The organism is Microcoleus sp. B6-A1 (assembly GCF_036705085.1).
GTDB lineage: Bacteria > Cyanobacteriota > Cyanobacteriia > Cyanobacteriales > Microcoleaceae > Microcoleus.
Genome location: NZ_JAUBTU010000013.1, coordinates 82,330 through 99,487, shown reverse-complemented (window position 1 = coordinate 99,487; position 17,158 = coordinate 82,330). Strand labels below are relative to the sequence as shown.

Below are 17,158 nucleotides of genomic sequence, written 5' to 3'. Positions count from 1 at the left end.
GATCGATTGACCATAATATCCCGGCCGGGCGGGTTTTTGAGATTGTCAATTATTGGCAGATATTGTTGGTGAACCCGCCCCTACAGGAATCAGGCTAATCGACCGGACATGATATGAGAGGGAATTAAATCTCTGCTTCACCGATCATTTCGCCCATCGCTACAACAATTTTTCGCGAACCGATAAATGGATTGCGACTGTGAGCGGCAAGCATATTATCTAGCATTAAGATGTCTCCTGCTTGCCAGGGAAAACTAACAGCAGCTTGCGCGTACACTGCCTGAATTTCTTCCATTACTGAGTCTTCAATAGGAGTGCCGTCACCGTAATAAACATTGCGGGGGAGGTTCTCTTCTCCAAAAACAGAGAGCAAGGAAGCGCGGGTTGCCGCATCTAAGCAGGAAATGTGATGCAAGGGAAGTTGATTGAAAAATACCATCTCTTTGGTTTTTGGGTGCTTGGCAATTGCGGGGCGAATTTTGCGAGTTCTCAAATTATTTCCTGCTTTCCACTCAAATTCCATCCCAGCTTGTCGGCAGTATTCCTCAACCACGGATTTGTCTTCCGTTTGGAAAAAATCTTTCCAGCTTACATCTAGTCCGTCTGTGTAGTTACGAACGTACATAATTTGCTTTTGGGCAAATTTTTCTCTGAGTTTCGGGTCTAACAACTGGTAAATTTTACGGCAGTCAACAATGGGCGTTTCTCCGCCTTGTTGCGCTGGCTGAACGCAGAAAAACCAGATTTTCATCGGCCAGCGGTGCAGGTGCGAACTCTCGCTGTGAAATAAGATAGCTTTATCTGCTGGGTAAGGAGTTGAACCGTAAACTTTTCCGCTAACTCCTTCGCGTGGCAAATCCCCGTACTCCCCAAATAATTCCGAACAAACTGAGAGTGCAAACTGCTCGAATGCGGCAACCACAGGGCCGATGAACCCTCGAAAAAGAATCCCTCCATGCTGCAGCAATTTTGCCTCTATAAATTCGCGGTTATTTTTCGCCCAGTCTGCGAGATCGACATCGGCTACTGCGGGTTTGGCCACTAAAGGAAAGAGTTCGTCGGGGTGCAGGTAGTCGGTTGTTATCAATTCGCCTTGCGGCAATGCCACTTGCTTCGGCTTGACGCTTTTGAACTTACTAAAATTGCTTTTTTCACGCTTTAATTCTTGCATGGCTTGTTTCTGCTTCTGGGCTTCTGTGAGTATTTCTAAAGTGTTTAAACGACTGTCAGGCTGCGCTACAATGCTGCCGAGGAGGGTTTCAAAGCGATTTGACATTTGAGCGATCGTCTCTCTGTCAAATAGGTCGGAATTATACTTCCAACTGCCGACAATTCCTGTCTCTGTTTCCGAGACAAATAGCGCCAAATCAAATTTAGCCGTACCGCTATCAACTGCAATCGGCATTAAAGTTAAACCCGCCATTTCTAAATTCGGCATAGGCGCATTTTGCATGACGAATAAAACTTGAAAGAGCGGTGTTTGACTCAGGGTGCGATCGGGTCGCAATTCCTCCACCAATTTGTCGAAGGGCAAATCTTGGTGAGTGTAAGCTTTTAATGTCACTTCGCGCACGCGATCGAGCAGTTGGCGAAATGTAGGATTGCCGCGCATATCGGTTCGCAAGACGAGGATATTGACAAAGAAACCAATTAAAGCTTCTGTCTCAACTTGTGTGCGGTTTGCTAGGTCAGTACCGACGACAATATCTTCTTGATTTGTGTAGCGATAAAGCAGCGTTTGGAGTGCTGCCAACAATGTCATAAATAAGGTGACATTTTGTTGCCGACTGAGTGCGTTTAGCGCTTCTGAAACTTGCCAATCAAGCTGAAATTCTTGAATCTCAGCTCGATCGCTAGAAACAGCAGAACGCGGTTGTTTGGCTGGCAATTGCAGCGGGGGCAAAATTTGACCCAACTGCTGCTTCCAGTCAGCGAGTTTTGCTTCGAGAACTTCGCCTTGCAGCCAATTTGTTTGCCAAACAGCATAGTCTGCGTACTGTACAGAAAGTTCGGGTAGGGGAGAAGGTTTGCCACTGCAAAAAGCTTCATAAAGCGCCGCCACTTCCCGCACCAGTACCCCCATCGACCAGCCATCAGCTACGATGTGGTGTACGGTTAGTAACAGCAGGTATTCTGTCTCGTCAAGATGTAACAATGTGACGCGCAGTAACGGCCATTTTGTTAGGTCAAAAGGCTGTCGCGCTTCTTCAGCGGCAAGTCGCATTGCCTCGGCTTCTCGTTCAGCTTGCGATAACTCTCTTAAGTTTACGATCGCCAATGTGAAATTTAAAGATGAAATAATAACCTGAGCGGGTCGTCCTTCCACCGAGTTAAAAGTTGTCCGCAATGCTTCGTGTCGCTTGATAATCTCCTGAAAAGTTTGCTCTAGAACCGCTACATTTAGCGCCCCCTTCAAGCGCACGGCTGCTGGGATATTATAGGCAGGATTTCCCGGCTGCAATTGGTCGAGAAACCACAGTCGTTGTTGTGCAAAAGAAAGGGGTAATTCTCCCAGCCTTGACGCAGGCTTGATGGGGGGTGCTTTCAGTTTTTGCGAGGCGCGATATTGCAAGAGGCTTTCGGTAACAGTGGCGACGGTAGGGGATTCAAAAAGAGAGCGCAAGGGCAGTTCAACTTGAAAAGCTTCTCGCAGGCGAGAAATCGCCTGAGTAGCCAGCAATGAATGACCTCCCAATTCAAAGAAGTTATCGTGAATTCCCACTCGCTCTAAACCGAGAACTTCCGCCCAAATTTCTGCAATTAATTGCTCGTCGGGAGTTCGAGGCTCGGTAAAATTGCTCTCGAATTCGGCTGTGTTTGTGTCAGGTGCTCTTAGCGATCGCCGATCGATTTTTCCGTTAGGCGTTAAAGGCATTGCTTCCAGCAGCACAAACGCTGACGGCATCATGTACTGCGGCAGTTTTTGTTTGAGAAAGACGCGCAAGTGATTAATAAATTCTGAATGCCTAGGATCGGTGTCCCCGTGTCCGCCCCGGAGTTCTGAGTTAGCAACGATATAAGCTACTAAACGCTTGTCGCCCGGATTGTCTTCTCGAACCAGTGCGATCGCTTCTCGCACGGCTGGGTATTGGCTGAGTACCGCTTCAATTTCGCCTAATTCGATGCGAAATCCGCGAACTTTCACCTGGTGGTCGCTGCGCCCGATAAATTCAATGTTTCCATCTGGGAGATAGCGAGCCAAGTCCCCGGTTTTATAGAGGCGTTCTGAAATAATAAACGAGGAAGGATGAAGGATGAATGAAGCATGAATTGGGTCTTCTGCAAAGGGGTTAGGAATAAACTTCTCTGCGGTCAGTTCCGGTCGGTTTAGGTAGCCTCTAGATAAGCCGGCACCGCCGATGTGCAGTTCGCCAAATACGCCAACGGGAACCGGCATTAAATAGCGGTCTAATATGAAAATTTGAGTGTTAGCAATCGGGCGACCGATGGAAACTGATTCATCTTTGCGATCGACCTGATTGAGAGTAGACCAGATAGTGGTTTCTGTAGGGCCGTATAAATTCCACACAGAAGCGCCGCGCAAAAGCAACTGATTGGCGAGTTGTCGGGGTAAAGCTTCTCCCCCGCACAGTATTTTTAATTGATTGTTTTCCTGCCATCCTGCTGCTAAAAGCATTTTCCAACTGGCTGGAGTAGCTTGCATGAATGTCGCGCCAGAATTTGTTAATGTTTCTAAAAGCTTTTCGCCGTTAGATGCCACTTCTCGGCTGGCTACAACAACCTGAGAACCTGTTGTAATAGGCAGGAACAGTTCCAGCGCTGCAATGTCAAAAGATAAGGATGTTACTGCTAGCCAAACATCTCGGTCTGCGATCGCAAGTTGTTGGCGCATAGAACTCAAGAAGTTAACGGCAGAGGCGTGGGAAATTTGCACTCCTTTGGGTTTACCTGTTGAGCCTGAAGTATAGATGACATAGGCTAAATTGGAGGAATTTTGTAAACCCACGAGTGGCTCGTCGCAGCTCGATAGGCCTTCCGAATCTGCATCCAGAAACACGATGGAGGCGCTATTTCTTGGCAGGGTTTCTAATAGCTTTTTCTGAGTGAGTAACACGGAAATTTTCGCGTCTTCCAGCATGAATCCCAGGCGCTCTGGTGGATACGCTGGATCGAGGGGGACATAAGCGCCACCGGCTTTGAGAATGCCGAGAAGCCCTACAATCATTTCTAGGGAACGCTCGACATAAATCCCCACCAAAAATTCTGGTTTGACACCGATTTTTTGCAAGTAACTTGCGAGGTTATTTGCTTTTTTGTTCAGTTCCCGGTAAGTCAGACATTCATTTTCAAAGACGACAGCGATCGCATCCGGCGTCCGCTCTGTCTGCGCTTCAAATAGTTCATGTATGCACTTATCTTGCGGAAAATTTGATTGAGTATTGTTCCACTCGAACAGCAGTTGCTGCTGTTCAGGTTTCGTCAAGATTGGCAAATGTGAAATGCGCTGTTCGGGATTAGCAGCTATACTTTCTAGTAAGGTTAGAAAATGTCCGGCTATCCGCCGTGCAGTGCTAGCGTCAAACAAATCTTGGCTGTACTCAAGCGTTCCATTAATACCCTCTAATCCTTCCTCCAGGTCAAGCGCTAAATCAAATCGAGCCGTGTTCCGTTCTATTTCCAAACTGCTCAACGTCACTCCTGGCAATTTTATCTGCGGCGTCCGAACATTTCGCAGAGAAAACAATACCTGAAATAGGGGATTATGACTTAAATCTCGTTCGTGGTGTATGATTTCTACCACTTTCTCGAATGGCAAATCCTGGTGGTTATAGGCGCCGAGAGCTACTTCTCGCATACGACCCAGTAACTCTTTAAAAGTCGGGTTGCTCGACAGATTGGTGCGGAAAACTAAGGTGTTAGCAAATAAGCCAATTAATTCCTCGATTTCGCGTCGGTTGCGGTTAGCAATGGGGGAGCCGACTAAAATATCTTCTTGCCCGGTGTAGCGATGGAGCAATGTTTTAAACGCTGCCAGTAGGGTCATAAATAAAGTCGCTTTTTCCCGCTGGCTTAATTGGGCGATTTCCTCTGCGATCGCCTTGGGAATGGTGAATTTATGCACCGCACCTCGGAAGGTTTGTACTGCCGAGCGGGGACGATCAGTTGGCAAATTTAGTACAGGGAGATTGCCTCCAAGCTGTTTTTTCCAGTAAGCAAGCTGCGTCTCTAAAACTTCTCCCTGCAACCACTGGCGCTGCCAACTTGCAAAGTCTGCGTACTGTACCGACAGTTCGGGAAGGGGAGAAGGTTTGCCAGTGCAAAAGGCTTGATAAAACGTGGCGAGTTCCTGGATGAATATTCCCATTGACCAGGCATCGGAAATGATGTGGTGCGTACTCAATAGCAGCACCCAGTTTGAATCGCTCAAGTGCAGCAATTTGGCACGCAATAAGGGTGCTTGTGAGAGATCGAAAGCAAGCTTTGCTTCTGCGGCGATTAACCGTTCTACTTCGCGCGATCGTTCAGTTTCAGGAAGACCTCGCAAATCTATTTCTACAATTTTCAATTCCAGATTTGAAGCGATCGCCTGAACGGGTTGCCCGTTTATTGTCTTAAAAGCCGTTCGCAACACTTCATGACGCTTGACAAGTTCGTTGAGACTGCGATCGAGGGATTTCGCGTCGAGTGTTCCCGTCAAACGCACGCCGGCGACGATGTGATAGGTAAAGTTCCCAGGAGTTAGTTGCTCAAAAAACCACAACCGCTGTTGAGCAAACGACAGAGGAAAAGTGTTGGACTCTCGACTTTGAGGCAGAATTTTTTCTAGCGAAACGCTTGCTTTTTTCTGGTTGATTCGCTGCAACAGCAACTCGCGCTTTTGGGGAGAAAGACCCGCGATACGTTCGATTAAATCACTCATTTGCTGACTCCTTGTTGGGCGAGAATTTCCTGTATTTCGGTTTCTGACAGTTGATCGAGGTCTGCTAAAACTTGAGCGAGCATTTCACTGTCTGTTTGTTCGGCTTGCTTTTGGGCGATCGCTACTGCAAAATCGGCGACAGTGGCCGACTCAAATAAACGGTGCAAAGGCAACTCGACCTGAAATGCTTGGCGCACTCTGGAAATTACTTGAGTTGCTAATAAGGAATGCCCTCCTAATTCAAAAAAGTTGTCGTAAATGCCGACTTTTTCAATTTTGAGAACTTCAGCCCAGATAGCGGCTAAAACTTCCTCGATATTTGTGCGAGGCGCGACCAAGTTTCCTGTCAACTCCGGTCGCATTTCATCAGGTGCGGGCAGGGCTCGTCGGTCTACTTTTCCGTTAGAAGTTAAAGGCAAACTTTTGAGCGTTACAAAAGCCCAAGGCACCATGTACTCCGGCAATTTTGACGTTAAAAAATTGCGAATTTCCTTGTGGGTAGGTGCTTGTTTCTGATTAGAAACCAAATAAGCCGCGAGGCGCTTTTCACCAGGTGCATCTTCCCGCGCCACAACTACAGCCTGCGCGATATCTGGATGCTGCCCTAACGCTGCCTCAATTTCTCCCAATTCAATGCGGAAACCGCGAATTTTTACTTGGTCGTCAATTCGCCCGATAAATTCGATGTTTCCGTCGGGCAAATAGCGAGCCAAGTCGCCGGTTTTGTACAGTCGCGTCTTTGCTTGCGTGTCAAAGGGATTGGGAATAAATTTTTCTGCGGTTAATTCAGGGCGGTTAAGATATCCGCGCGCCAAATTATCACCGCCGATGTACAGTTCACCAGGTACGCCTATGGGCACCGACTGCAAGTAAGAATCCAAGATATAAATCTGAGTGTTGGCAATCGGAAGACCGAGGGGAACTGTGTCAAAATCGCACCCAATTTTATCAAATTCGACTTGATAAGTCAGGACACCTACAGTTGTTTCTGTTGGCCCGTAGTGATTGAATACTGAGCAACTGGGAGCAAGATTGCGAAGTGTTTTAATTAAGCTCCAGTTGGCAGATTCACCTCCTAAAATAAGCCGTTTACCAGGCAAAATTGACTGGGGTTGAGAGGAATTTAAAAGGGCGGCTAGGTGAGAGGGAACTATTTTGAGGCAGTCGATGGAATTGCGGCAGAAATATTCACTCAGTGCCTCTGAATCGGTGGCGCGTTCTTGGGAGATAATATGCAGGCAACCGCCGAAACAAAGGGCGGGGAAAATCGCTGTGTTTCCTAAGTCGGCGGCGAAGGTGGAAACGGTAGCAAAACTGGCATTGGCTGGTAGGTTTAATTTTTCTTGAATGCTGTGCAGGTAATTGAGCAGTTGCCGGTGTTCGATCGCGACTCCTTTGGGGATGCCAGTGGAACCGGAAGTATAGATGACGTAAGCTAAATTGCCGGCAGAAACACGCGGCGTGCAAGCGGTAGAAACAGTGGGAATGTCTGTATCGATGCAAACAATATTTGCCTGAGTTTTCGGCAAGCTTTCTATGAGCCGCTGTTGTACGAGCAAAACCTTCACCTGAGCGTCTTCTAGCATTAGCGCTTTCCGCTCTATTGGGGTCGTTGGATCGATGGGTAAATAGGCACCACCGGCTTTGAGTACGCCCAGCATTCCTACGATTGTTTCTAAGGAGCGATCGAGGCAAATGCCAACAACGACCTCTGGTTCAACTCCCAAGTTTTGCAGGTGATGGGCGAGTTGATTGGCGCGATCGTTGAGTTCTCGGTAGGTGATTTGTTCACTTTCAAAGACGACGGCAATTTTGTCCGGGTTGCGTTCTGCTTGTTCTTCAAAAAGCTGATGAACGCATTTATTTTTCGGGTAATCTTTTTGGGTTTGGTTAAAGTCAATGAGAAGCTGGTGACGATCGCGATCGCTCAGTATGTCTACCTGACTGATAGCGACTTCTGGATTTTTGACTATGCTTTCTAAAAGCGCCTGAAAGTGTTCTGACAAGCGCTTTATATCTGCCGCAGCAAATAAAGCGGAATCATAGTGAAATTCAGCGCTTATGGAATTGCACAGGCGGAGGCAGGAGAGCTTGAGTTTGAATGGCTCTAGGCAGGCATCTTGCCGAACAAGGGAAAATGAAACGCCTGAATTACCATAGTTCTTAGGCTCTGCTTGGAACTCAAAGCAGACGGGCCAAAAGCTGCTGCTTTTTTCGTTTTCTAAAATTTCTTCCCAGCTAAAATATTCTTGCCAGTTGTACATTTCGTTGAGATTAAGCTCAACTTGCTGCCTCGCTTGTGAGAAATTTAACTCGTCTTGCACTAGGCATCGTAGGGGTAAGTATTTGCACAGCAGCCCCAGAGAGTGTTCTAATTCTTCATATTTTCTGCCGTCAATCGCTACGCCGATTATCGGGTTTTGCTCTCTGGTAAGCCGCCAAATTAGAATTTGCCAGCAAGTCAGCAGGAAGCCAGAAATATCGCTTGTCTGCTTTGGGGCGATCGCTTCTAGGCTGTTCAACAAATCACCGCGAATTTCCACCCTTTCTACTTGTGGCTTAAATTCCGCTTCTCCATTCTTCTTTTCCCAAGGAAGCGTTAATAAATCCAAAGATTCAATGTTCAGCTTTCGCCAGTATTCTTGGCCGATTGCCGTTTCTTCTGATTCGAGTAACTCATTTTGCCACTCAGCAATATCGGCATATTGCATTGGCTCATCGGCTGGTTCTTCTTGGCACGCACAGGCTGAGTAGGAAAGACTCAGTTCGCGGGTAAAATTTTTCAGGGTGACGCTATCTGCAATTAAGGCAGAGAAGTTCGCCACCAATAGGTGCTTGTCTTGGGCGAGAGTGACTAAAGAGATATGCCAAAGTGGGCCGCGCTCAAAATCAAAAGGAAGCAGACTTAGTTGCTGAAAAAGCGCTGCGATTTTAGCTTCTTGTTCTTCGGGAGACAAACCGCTCAGATTGTGTTCCGAGATAGGAACTTCACCAGTGCAGGCGATCGCTTGCAGGGGTAGTGTCATCCCAGGCAAGCAGTGAAAGCTAGTCCGCAGGATTTCGTGCCGATTCACGACATTTTGCAGCGCACTTTTAAGAATCTCTTTATCGAGGTTTCCTGTAATTAAAATTGCACCTCGAACGCGATATATCTGTTTAGGATTATTTTGCTGTAACCCCCACAGATGCCGTTGCTGTGGAGAGAGTCTAAACCCTTCGATTGTTTCGTTTTGCATTTCTAAAGTTCCTTTAATAAGCCTAAATATCTTGACAGCTAAGCTGCTACGCATCTAAATTGAATACAGAGACGGGCAGGATGCCCGTTCCACAATAATTGGAGAAAAATTGACTGTCAAATTAGATGCACAGCAGCTTAAACGCTTCTGCCATCCCCACAACAACCCGACGCGCACCAGAGAATGGGGTGCGTCCGTGCGCGGTTAACATATTATCTAGCAGCAAGACATCTCCTTCTTCCCAAGGGAAAACAATCGTTTCTTGCTGATAGCAGCGACGAATTTCGTCTAATATAAAATCTTCAATGGGCGAGCCATCGCCGTAATAAGCATTGCGGGGTAAATCTTCCTCTTTAAAAGAAGTTAAAAGCTCTTTGCGAACGGCGGGTTCGAGATTGGAAATGTGGAAGAGGTGAGCTTGATTAAACCACACCATTTCCTGCGTTTTTGGATGCTCAGCGACAGCTTGACATATTTGCCTAGTTCTCAAGCCATCGCCACTTTTCCATTCTAACTGTATTCCCGCTTTTTGGCAATACTCTTCTACCTGAATTTTGCTATCAGTATTGAAGACATTTTGCCAGGGTAAATCTACGCCACCGCCGTAATTTCGCACATACATAACCTTTTTTTGTGCGAAGTCTTCTCTAATCTTTGAATCGAGGCGATTAAAGACTTTGCGGCTGTCTGCGATCGGAGTTTCTCCTCCCTGTTCGGCTTTCTTGACGCAGAAAAAAGCGATTTTCAGCGGCCAATTTCGAGAATAAGCCATTTCATTGTGCAGGGGGATGAATTGCTCGGCAGGATACTCGGTGGAAGTGTAAATATTTCCGCTCACCTGACTGCGCGGAGTCGAGCGAAAAGAATATTCCAACAAGTCGCCAGCAATAGTTTGAATAAACTGCTCGAAACCATTCACCCCGCCGACTTCAAAGCCTCGAAAAAGTATTCCTCCATGCTTCCATAACTGCGTTTCAATTGATGAGCGATTGTTCGCAGCCCAACCCGCGAGATTTAATTTTTCTACGGTTGGCTGAACAACTAGAGGTAGAAGGTTTTCGGGCTGGAGGTAGGCGGTTTTGACTAATTCCTCTGAGGATAGGCTGACGGCTTTGCGCCTAACCAATCCTAACTTTTGGGAATTGAGATTCTTTGTTTCTGTATTTGTCATAGTTTTTGGTTTGGTGAAAAAATTATCCCTTTTTTCCGAAAAAACCTGAGAGATTGATATCAAATCCATTAGCATCGGAACTATTCATCTCTCTGTTCTCTTCCTCTGCGTTCTCTGCGTACTCTGCGGTTTAATCATTCCAATGCAACCGGAATTGATACGAGCCATCATTTTCAACTCTTCATAACTTTGCGTTTAGCCATTTTTAATTTTTGAATTCCCGAAAGATGAATTTGTTTTTGCTGCTCGATTTGGTGCTGCCTTTCTGCTTCGGCCAGAATTTCTGCCAAGTCGTCGATCCTGATATCTGGCTGGATGACTACCTGGTTGAGGAGGATTTGAAAACCTCTCACCATTCGGGCAATAGTCGCAGCCTCAAATAAGTCTGTTTTGTAGTCAAATAAGCCTTGAATTCCTTCTGAACTCTCCCAGAGAGTGAGGCTTAAGTCGTGTCTCGACATACCGACATCGGATTCCAGAATGCTCAAGGTCAAACCAGCTAACTCCAGGGGTGGCATGGGTGCATTCTGGAGTACAAACCACACTTGAAACAGCGGGTTATAGCTGAGATTTCGCTCCGGCTGCAATTCCTCCACGAGCTTTTCAAAAGGAACATCCGGGTGAGCGTAAGCTGCTAACGCTACCTCCCGTGTTCGATCGAGTAGTTCGCGGAAAGTTGGATTACCTGCCGTGTCAATTCGCAGCACTAAAGTATTGACAAAAAATCCAATTAGTTCCTCTAATTCAAGGCGGTTGCGATTGGCAATAGGAGAGCCAATAGCGAGGTTATCTTGCTTTATTTGGCAGGATAGCAAGCAGTGAAATGCTGCCAACAACGTCATAAATAGGGTGACATCTTGTTGCGGGGCGAGCGTTTTCAGCCTTTCATTTAAAGAAGCAGAAATCACAAAAGAGTGCTGCGATCCTCGGAAAGTTTGCACGGGAGAGCGCGGCCTATCTGTTGACAGTACAGCTAAACCGCCTCCCAATTGCTGTTTCCAATAAGCGAGCTGTTTTTCTAATTTCTCTCCCTGGAAATGCTGCCGCTGCCAACTGGCGAAGTCGGCATACTGCACGGGAAGTTCAGGCAACCCAGAGGGTTTGTCAGTGGAAAAAGCTTCATAAAGTGCGGCCACTTCTCGCACCAATACCCCCATAGACCAACCATCAGAAATAATGTGGTGTATCGTCAGCAGCAACACATATTCTGCCGAACTAAGTTGCAGCAGAGTTGCCCGCAGTAAGGGCGATCGCGTTAATTCAAAGGGGCGTTGGGCTTCTTCAAGAGTACGCTGCTCAATTTCAGCTTGCTGCTCAGTTTCTGGTAAATGTCGCAAGTTTACCACCGACAAAGCGAAATTCAAGGAAGGAGAAATCAGTTGAACAGGTTCCCCGTCCACTTCTGCAAAAGCAGTCCGTAAAACTTCGTGACGCCGGACAATTTCATTGAGTGTTTGTTGCAGTGCTGACAAATTCAATTGCCCTTGCAACCGCACAGCAGCAGGAAGGTTGTAGGCAGGGTTTTCGGGAGACAATCGATCAAGAAACCACAGCCGTTGCTGGGCAAAAGAAAGGGGAGCAGAATTTTGCTGCGATCGCCTGGGAATACGCTTAGATTGCTCAGCCTGTACTGCCTCTTTGCCTAATGCTTTGAGGAGGAGCGCTCGCTTCTCGGGCGAGAGGTTTTTCAGTCGTTCTGAACGATTAGTATACATCATAATTTACCTCCTCGCAGCGGTCGCTGTTTGTGATAGTTAAGGAAAGCTTGGCTGCTATTTTTAGCTGGTCGTTTAAAACAAAATTGATATCTGCTTCAGTAGTAAGGGGGTTGGCAAGAACGACTCGAAAAGCAACAATGGGAATGGTTTTGCCATAACAGGTGTTTTGCAAGGTTGTTCGCGAGACGAAGGTGTGACCGGCTTGCCGCTGGGCCTCCTGAAGGCGCTCGTTAAATTCATTAATGAAGTGGTTGTCTGCTTCGGTTAGTTGTTTTTGGGCTGCTTTTTCCCTGAAGGTTTCGGGAATGTAGCGGTATAAAAGAATATTAATTTCTGGTTCTAGCAGCAATTCAAATGCTGGATTTTCCCGAAGTAAATTGGCTAAGTGCTGCGTTTTATGGATGCCTCCATCTATCAAAAACTCATAGCCTTGATGGCCGATGATATTTAAGGCGGCTTGCAAGAACAAACTCGCACCCGATCGAGAGCCTTCGAGAGAGCGCTTGCCTAGATCGATCGAGTCTTTTCGCACCGTGTAGGGTGCGTTTTTTTCAATAACTTTGGCGGTTTGGGGATTGCGGAATAAAACCATACCGATTCCCATTGGCAAATACATTTGTTTGTGTCCATCTATGGTGACGGAATCTGCTAGTTGAATGCCTGCGAATTTGTGCCGGTGACGTTCGGAAAAAAGCACGGGGCCGCCCCACGCGGCATCGACGTGAAAGTGAGCGTTTGCTTCTTGGGCGATCGCGGCTATTTCTGGAAGCGGATCGATACTTCCCGAATCGGTGCTGCCTGCAATACCGACAATTGCCAGAATGTGCAGGTTGCGATCGCGACATTCGGCTACAGTTTGGCGCAGCGCTGCCAAATCCATGCGGTGATTGGAATCGGTGGGGACTTTTAGGAGATTGCGATCGCCAATGCCTAATAAACCGGCAGCTTTTTCAAAAGAATAGTGCATCAAACTCGATCCGATTATCACCATTCCCTTGTAGCCGTAAAATTCTAAAGCTGCGTACAAGCCTTCTTTTTCAATGCCACCAAAGTCATTTTTTGGCCCTAAAGAAGCGTTGCGAGCGCACCACAGGGCGGTGATATTAGCTAGGGTGCCGCCCGTTACCATGATACCCAGCGTGCTCTCATTGTTTTGAATGTGCTGGTTATAAAAATCCTCAGAAAAATCGTAAATTAATCGGTGCATCATTGCCAAAGTCTGGCGCTCGCAGGGGCTTAAAACTTTGGCAGTTTCCATCTTGACTAAATTTTGATTCATCGCGGTTACAAGCTTCGCGATCGGGCGCACAAAATAGGGAAGTGCACTCGTCATGTGACCGATATATCGCGGGGAAGATGTGTGGATGGAATGAGCAACGAGGGTTTGGGTCAAATCATCGATATAATTCCCAACATCTGTAGGAAGGGCGGGAATTTTGTTTTCCCTAAACTGCTGAATAATTAACTCTAAGTCAATATCTGTACTAGCGGTTTTTGCGTACAAAAAGTTTTGAACTAGGGCAGAAATTCGCTCCTCCATTGCTTCTTCTGCCAAAAATGACTTTTCTGAGGCACTGAATAGCTCCATTAACTTTTCTTCAAGTGGGATAACAGAGGCTTTTAATTGCTGCATTACCTCTTGAGAGTTTGTGGCTTTTACTGTTAGTTTACTCATGCGAATTTATCCTGTTATATCAAATTCGTTAACATCGGAATTATTCATCTCTCTCTTCCCTTTCTCTGTATCCTCTGTGTCCTCTGCGGTTTAATCATTCCGATACAACCGGAATGGATATTAAATGGGATTTTTAAATCTCCAATTACCCACCGAACCCTTAAGGAGCAAAGGGCTTTTTGTGTTTTTTGACCCACCCGATATTTACTCAGCCACCATCACAGTTTGTGCTGACTCTTCATCCACTTTTTCTAAGAGATCGAGCAATTCATCTATCTGGTTAGCATCGGCGTTTGCCAGAATTTCTTCCTCGATTAGTTCAGCTAAATTCTGAATGGTGGGAGCGGCAAAAAAATCGCACAGCGCTAACTCTACTCCAAAGCACGATCGCACTCGCGATATTAACTGTGTTGCCATCAGAGAGTGACCGCCGAGGTCAAAAAAGTTTTGGTTAATTCCTACTTTTTCTAGCCCTAAAATAGCAGTCCAAATCTCAGCAATTTTCTCCTCTGTAGGCGTTTGTGGCTCAGTGAAGGCTGTTTCATCAGAAACGTAATCGCACCTTTGAGATAAGGCGAGACGGTCAATTTTTCCGTTGGGCGTTAATGGCAACGCATCTAATAGCATAAAAGCTGAAGGAACCATGTAATCGGGCAGTTTTTGCTTCAAGAATGAACGCAGTTCGGAAATAAGTTCTGGGTGCTGATTTCTGAACCCTGAGTTAGGAACTAGGTAAGCGACTAGGCGTTGACTGCCCGGTGCATTTTCTTGAAGCAAAACAGCAGCGGTGGACACAGAAGAATGTTGAGAAATTGCTGCCTCTATTTCTCCGAGTTCGATGCGGAAACCGCGAATTTTTACTTGGCAATCGCCACGGCCCAGAAATTCTATATTACCATCCGGCAGGTAACAACCGATATCGCCTGTTTTGAACAAAACTTTTTGATGAGAATTACCGACAAAATCTAATTTTTCTTGCCCAAACGGGTTAGAAATGAATTTTTCCGAGGTTAAGTCGGGGCGGTTTAAGTAGCCTTTTGCCAATCCATCGCCCCCGACGTAAATCTCGCCGGGAACTCCTATCGGAACGGGTTGCAAATTGCGATCGAGCAGATAAATTTGCGTGTTGGCGATCGGGCGACCGATTGGAACTTTCTCGACACAGTGAGTTGCATCGTACCACGTCACGTCCGCAGCTACTTCAGAAGAGCCATAAAGATTGATTAATACCCGCTGGGGCATCTGCTCTCGAAATTGCTGGCAAAGTTCCATCGGCAGAGTTTCTCCGCTGCAAATCCAATATTTTAATTGAGGCAAACGCCTGTCTAAATCAGGGAAGGAATCTAAGATAGCGCGCAACAAAGAAGGAACCAGCACCAGTCGCGTTACATTTTGCTTTGATAAGGTTTGAAGGAATTGGTTAATATCTTTGACGGAGCGATCGGGAATAATGACAGTGGGCAACCCATGCAGCAAAGGAGCAAATATTTCCCAAACCGAATCGACAAAATTTAAGGACGTTTTTTGACCGCAAATATCTGCTTCGCTAAAAGGGTAGGGGTTCCAAAAACAGCGATTGACTGTGCCTCGGTGGGTGCCGAGTACGCCTTTGGGAGTGCCTGTGGAGCCGGAAGTGTAGAGGACGTAAGCGAGGTTTTCAGCTTCCACTTTAACAGCGGGGTTGCGATCGCTCTCGCGGGAAATTTCCTGCCATTCGGCGTCGATACAGACGACTTTAGCGCTGTGTTCGGGGAGGGTTTCTAGGAGGTTTTTTTGAGTCAAAAGCACCGGAACTTTTGCGTCGGCTAGCATAAAGGAGCGGCGTTCTTGGGGATAAGCAGGATCGATAGGAACGTAAGCGGCACCGACTTTTAAAATGCCCAAAATGGCCACCAGCATCGACAGCGATCGCTCTAAGCAAATTCCCACCAAAACTTCGGGTTTTACACCAAGAGATTGCAGGTAATGCGCGATTTGATTGGCTTTGGCATTCAATTCGCGGTAAGTCAATTGTTCATTTTCGCAAATTGCAGCCACTGCATCTGGGGTTCGCTCTGTTTGCGCTGCAAATAATTCGTGAATTGAGGAATTTTTGGGGTAATCCGCTTGGGTGTCGTTCCACTGGACAAGTAATTGCTGGCGTTCGGCGGCGCTCAATAGGGGCAATTCTGACAGTTTCCGCTCAGGATTGGCAGTCATTTCCTCTAGTAAAGTTTGCAGGTGTCCGAGCATCCGTGCGATAGCAGCGTCTTCAAAGAGGTTGCTATTGTAACCAATTTTCAGCGTCAATTCCGCACCGGGCATTGCCATCACCGTTAGAGGATAATTCGTTGTTTCCAAGGAGCGAATATTCTCTATTTTTAAGTTTTGAATCTTCTCCTGCAAAGAAGCATCCGAAGGATAATTTTCAAAAACGACCAAACTCTCAAATAGAGGTAAACTCCGAGGAACTTCGCTCCACCCCTGCACCTCAACGAGGGGGCTGTACTCATACTGCCTCGCCTCAACTTGTTGCGCTTGGAGTTCTTTCAAGCAGGATAAAATAGAATCCTTTGGGTCAATTTTTACGCGCACTGGCAGAGGATTTACGAACAGTCCCACTACCGATTCAGCACCCATTAACTCTGGCGGTCGCCCGGAGACAACCGTACCAAAAACCACATCTTCCTCGCCGCTGTATCGGCTCAAAAGTAGCGCCCAAGCTGCCTGTACGAGGGTATTTAATGTTAGCTGATGCTGCCGCGCGGCAGATTGCAGTGCGGCGGTGGCTGTTGCAGAAAATATCACCTGCTGTTCGCCACTACTTTCTAAACGGTTTCCCGCGACAATATTGCCCCGGCCGATCGCAGTTGGAGCTGCAAAACCTTTGAGAGTTTGCCGCCAAAATGACTCAGCCGCCGATAAATCTTGCTGGTGCAGCCAGGCGATGTAATCCCGATAAGGGCGAGGGCGTTTGAGGTGCAATTCCTCGCCCTGGGAGAAGGCTTGATAAAAACCAAAAACTTCATCAAGAACGATCGCCAGCGACCACCCATCTAAAACTAAGTGGTGGTGGCTCAAAATAAACTGAAAAGTATCTGTTTCTAACTGCGCCAGTGCAATGCGAATTAAGGGAGCTGATTTCAAGTCAAAGCCCTGCTCGCGATCGGCTTTTAGGAACGTTTCTAGCTGCTGTTGTTGTGCGGATGCCGAGAGCGATCGCCAGTCCATCTGCTGCCAAGATAATGCAGCCTGCTTACGCACCGCTTGCACGGGTTCTTTCAACTTTTCCCACACGAAACAAGTCCGCAAAATGGGATGTCGCTCTACAACATTTTGCCAACTATTTCTCAACGCAGAAACATTGAGATCGCCGCGCAAGACGCACAGCAGTTGCCCGAAATATACGCCCGATTCTGGCTGGTAGAGGGAATGAAAGAGAATGCCCTGCTGCGCTGGAGAGAGGGGATAAAAATCTTCGATATTGCCTTTGCTCAT

Annotated in this window: 6 protein-coding genes; all 6 read right to left on the bottom strand. The window is 46.9% G+C overall.

The window, feature by feature from the left end; all coding sequences use genetic code 11:
* Positions 1–124: 124 nt before the first annotated feature.
* Positions 125–5,881, bottom strand: coding sequence for an amino acid adenylation domain-containing protein (locus QUB11_RS07040; protein ID WP_333390138.1), 5,757 nt, complete (start codon positions 5,879–5,881; stop codon positions 125–127).
* Positions 5,878–9,117, bottom strand: a complete 3,240-nt coding sequence (locus QUB11_RS07035) for an amino acid adenylation domain-containing protein (protein WP_333390136.1) — start codon at positions 9,115–9,117, stop codon at positions 5,878–5,880. The genes QUB11_RS07040 and QUB11_RS07035 overlap by 4 nt, the downstream gene beginning before the upstream one ends.
* Before the next feature lie 121 nt (positions 9,118–9,238).
* Entirely contained in the window at positions 9,239–10,288 is a 1,050-nt protein-coding gene (locus QUB11_RS07030) for a TauD/TfdA family dioxygenase (protein WP_333390134.1), read from the bottom strand.
* 173 nt (positions 10,289–10,461) lie between these two features.
* The gene (locus tag QUB11_RS07025) at positions 10,462–12,006 is read right to left on the bottom strand and encodes a condensation domain-containing protein (RefSeq protein WP_333390132.1); all 1,545 of its coding nucleotides are present in this window, start codon (positions 12,004–12,006) and stop codon (positions 10,462–10,464) included.
* Positions 11,993–13,681, bottom strand: a complete 1,689-nt coding sequence (gene panP, locus QUB11_RS07020) for a pyridoxal-dependent aspartate 1-decarboxylase PanP (RefSeq protein WP_333390130.1) — start codon at positions 13,679–13,681, stop codon at positions 11,993–11,995. The genes QUB11_RS07025 and panP overlap by 14 nt, the downstream gene beginning before the upstream one ends.
* A 204-nt stretch (positions 13,682–13,885) precedes the next feature.
* Positions 13,886–17,158 carry an amino acid adenylation domain-containing protein gene (locus QUB11_RS07015; RefSeq protein ID WP_333390127.1) on the bottom strand — a complete coding sequence of 1,091 codons (3,273 nt, stop codon included), beginning with the start codon at positions 17,156–17,158 and terminating at the stop codon, positions 13,886–13,888.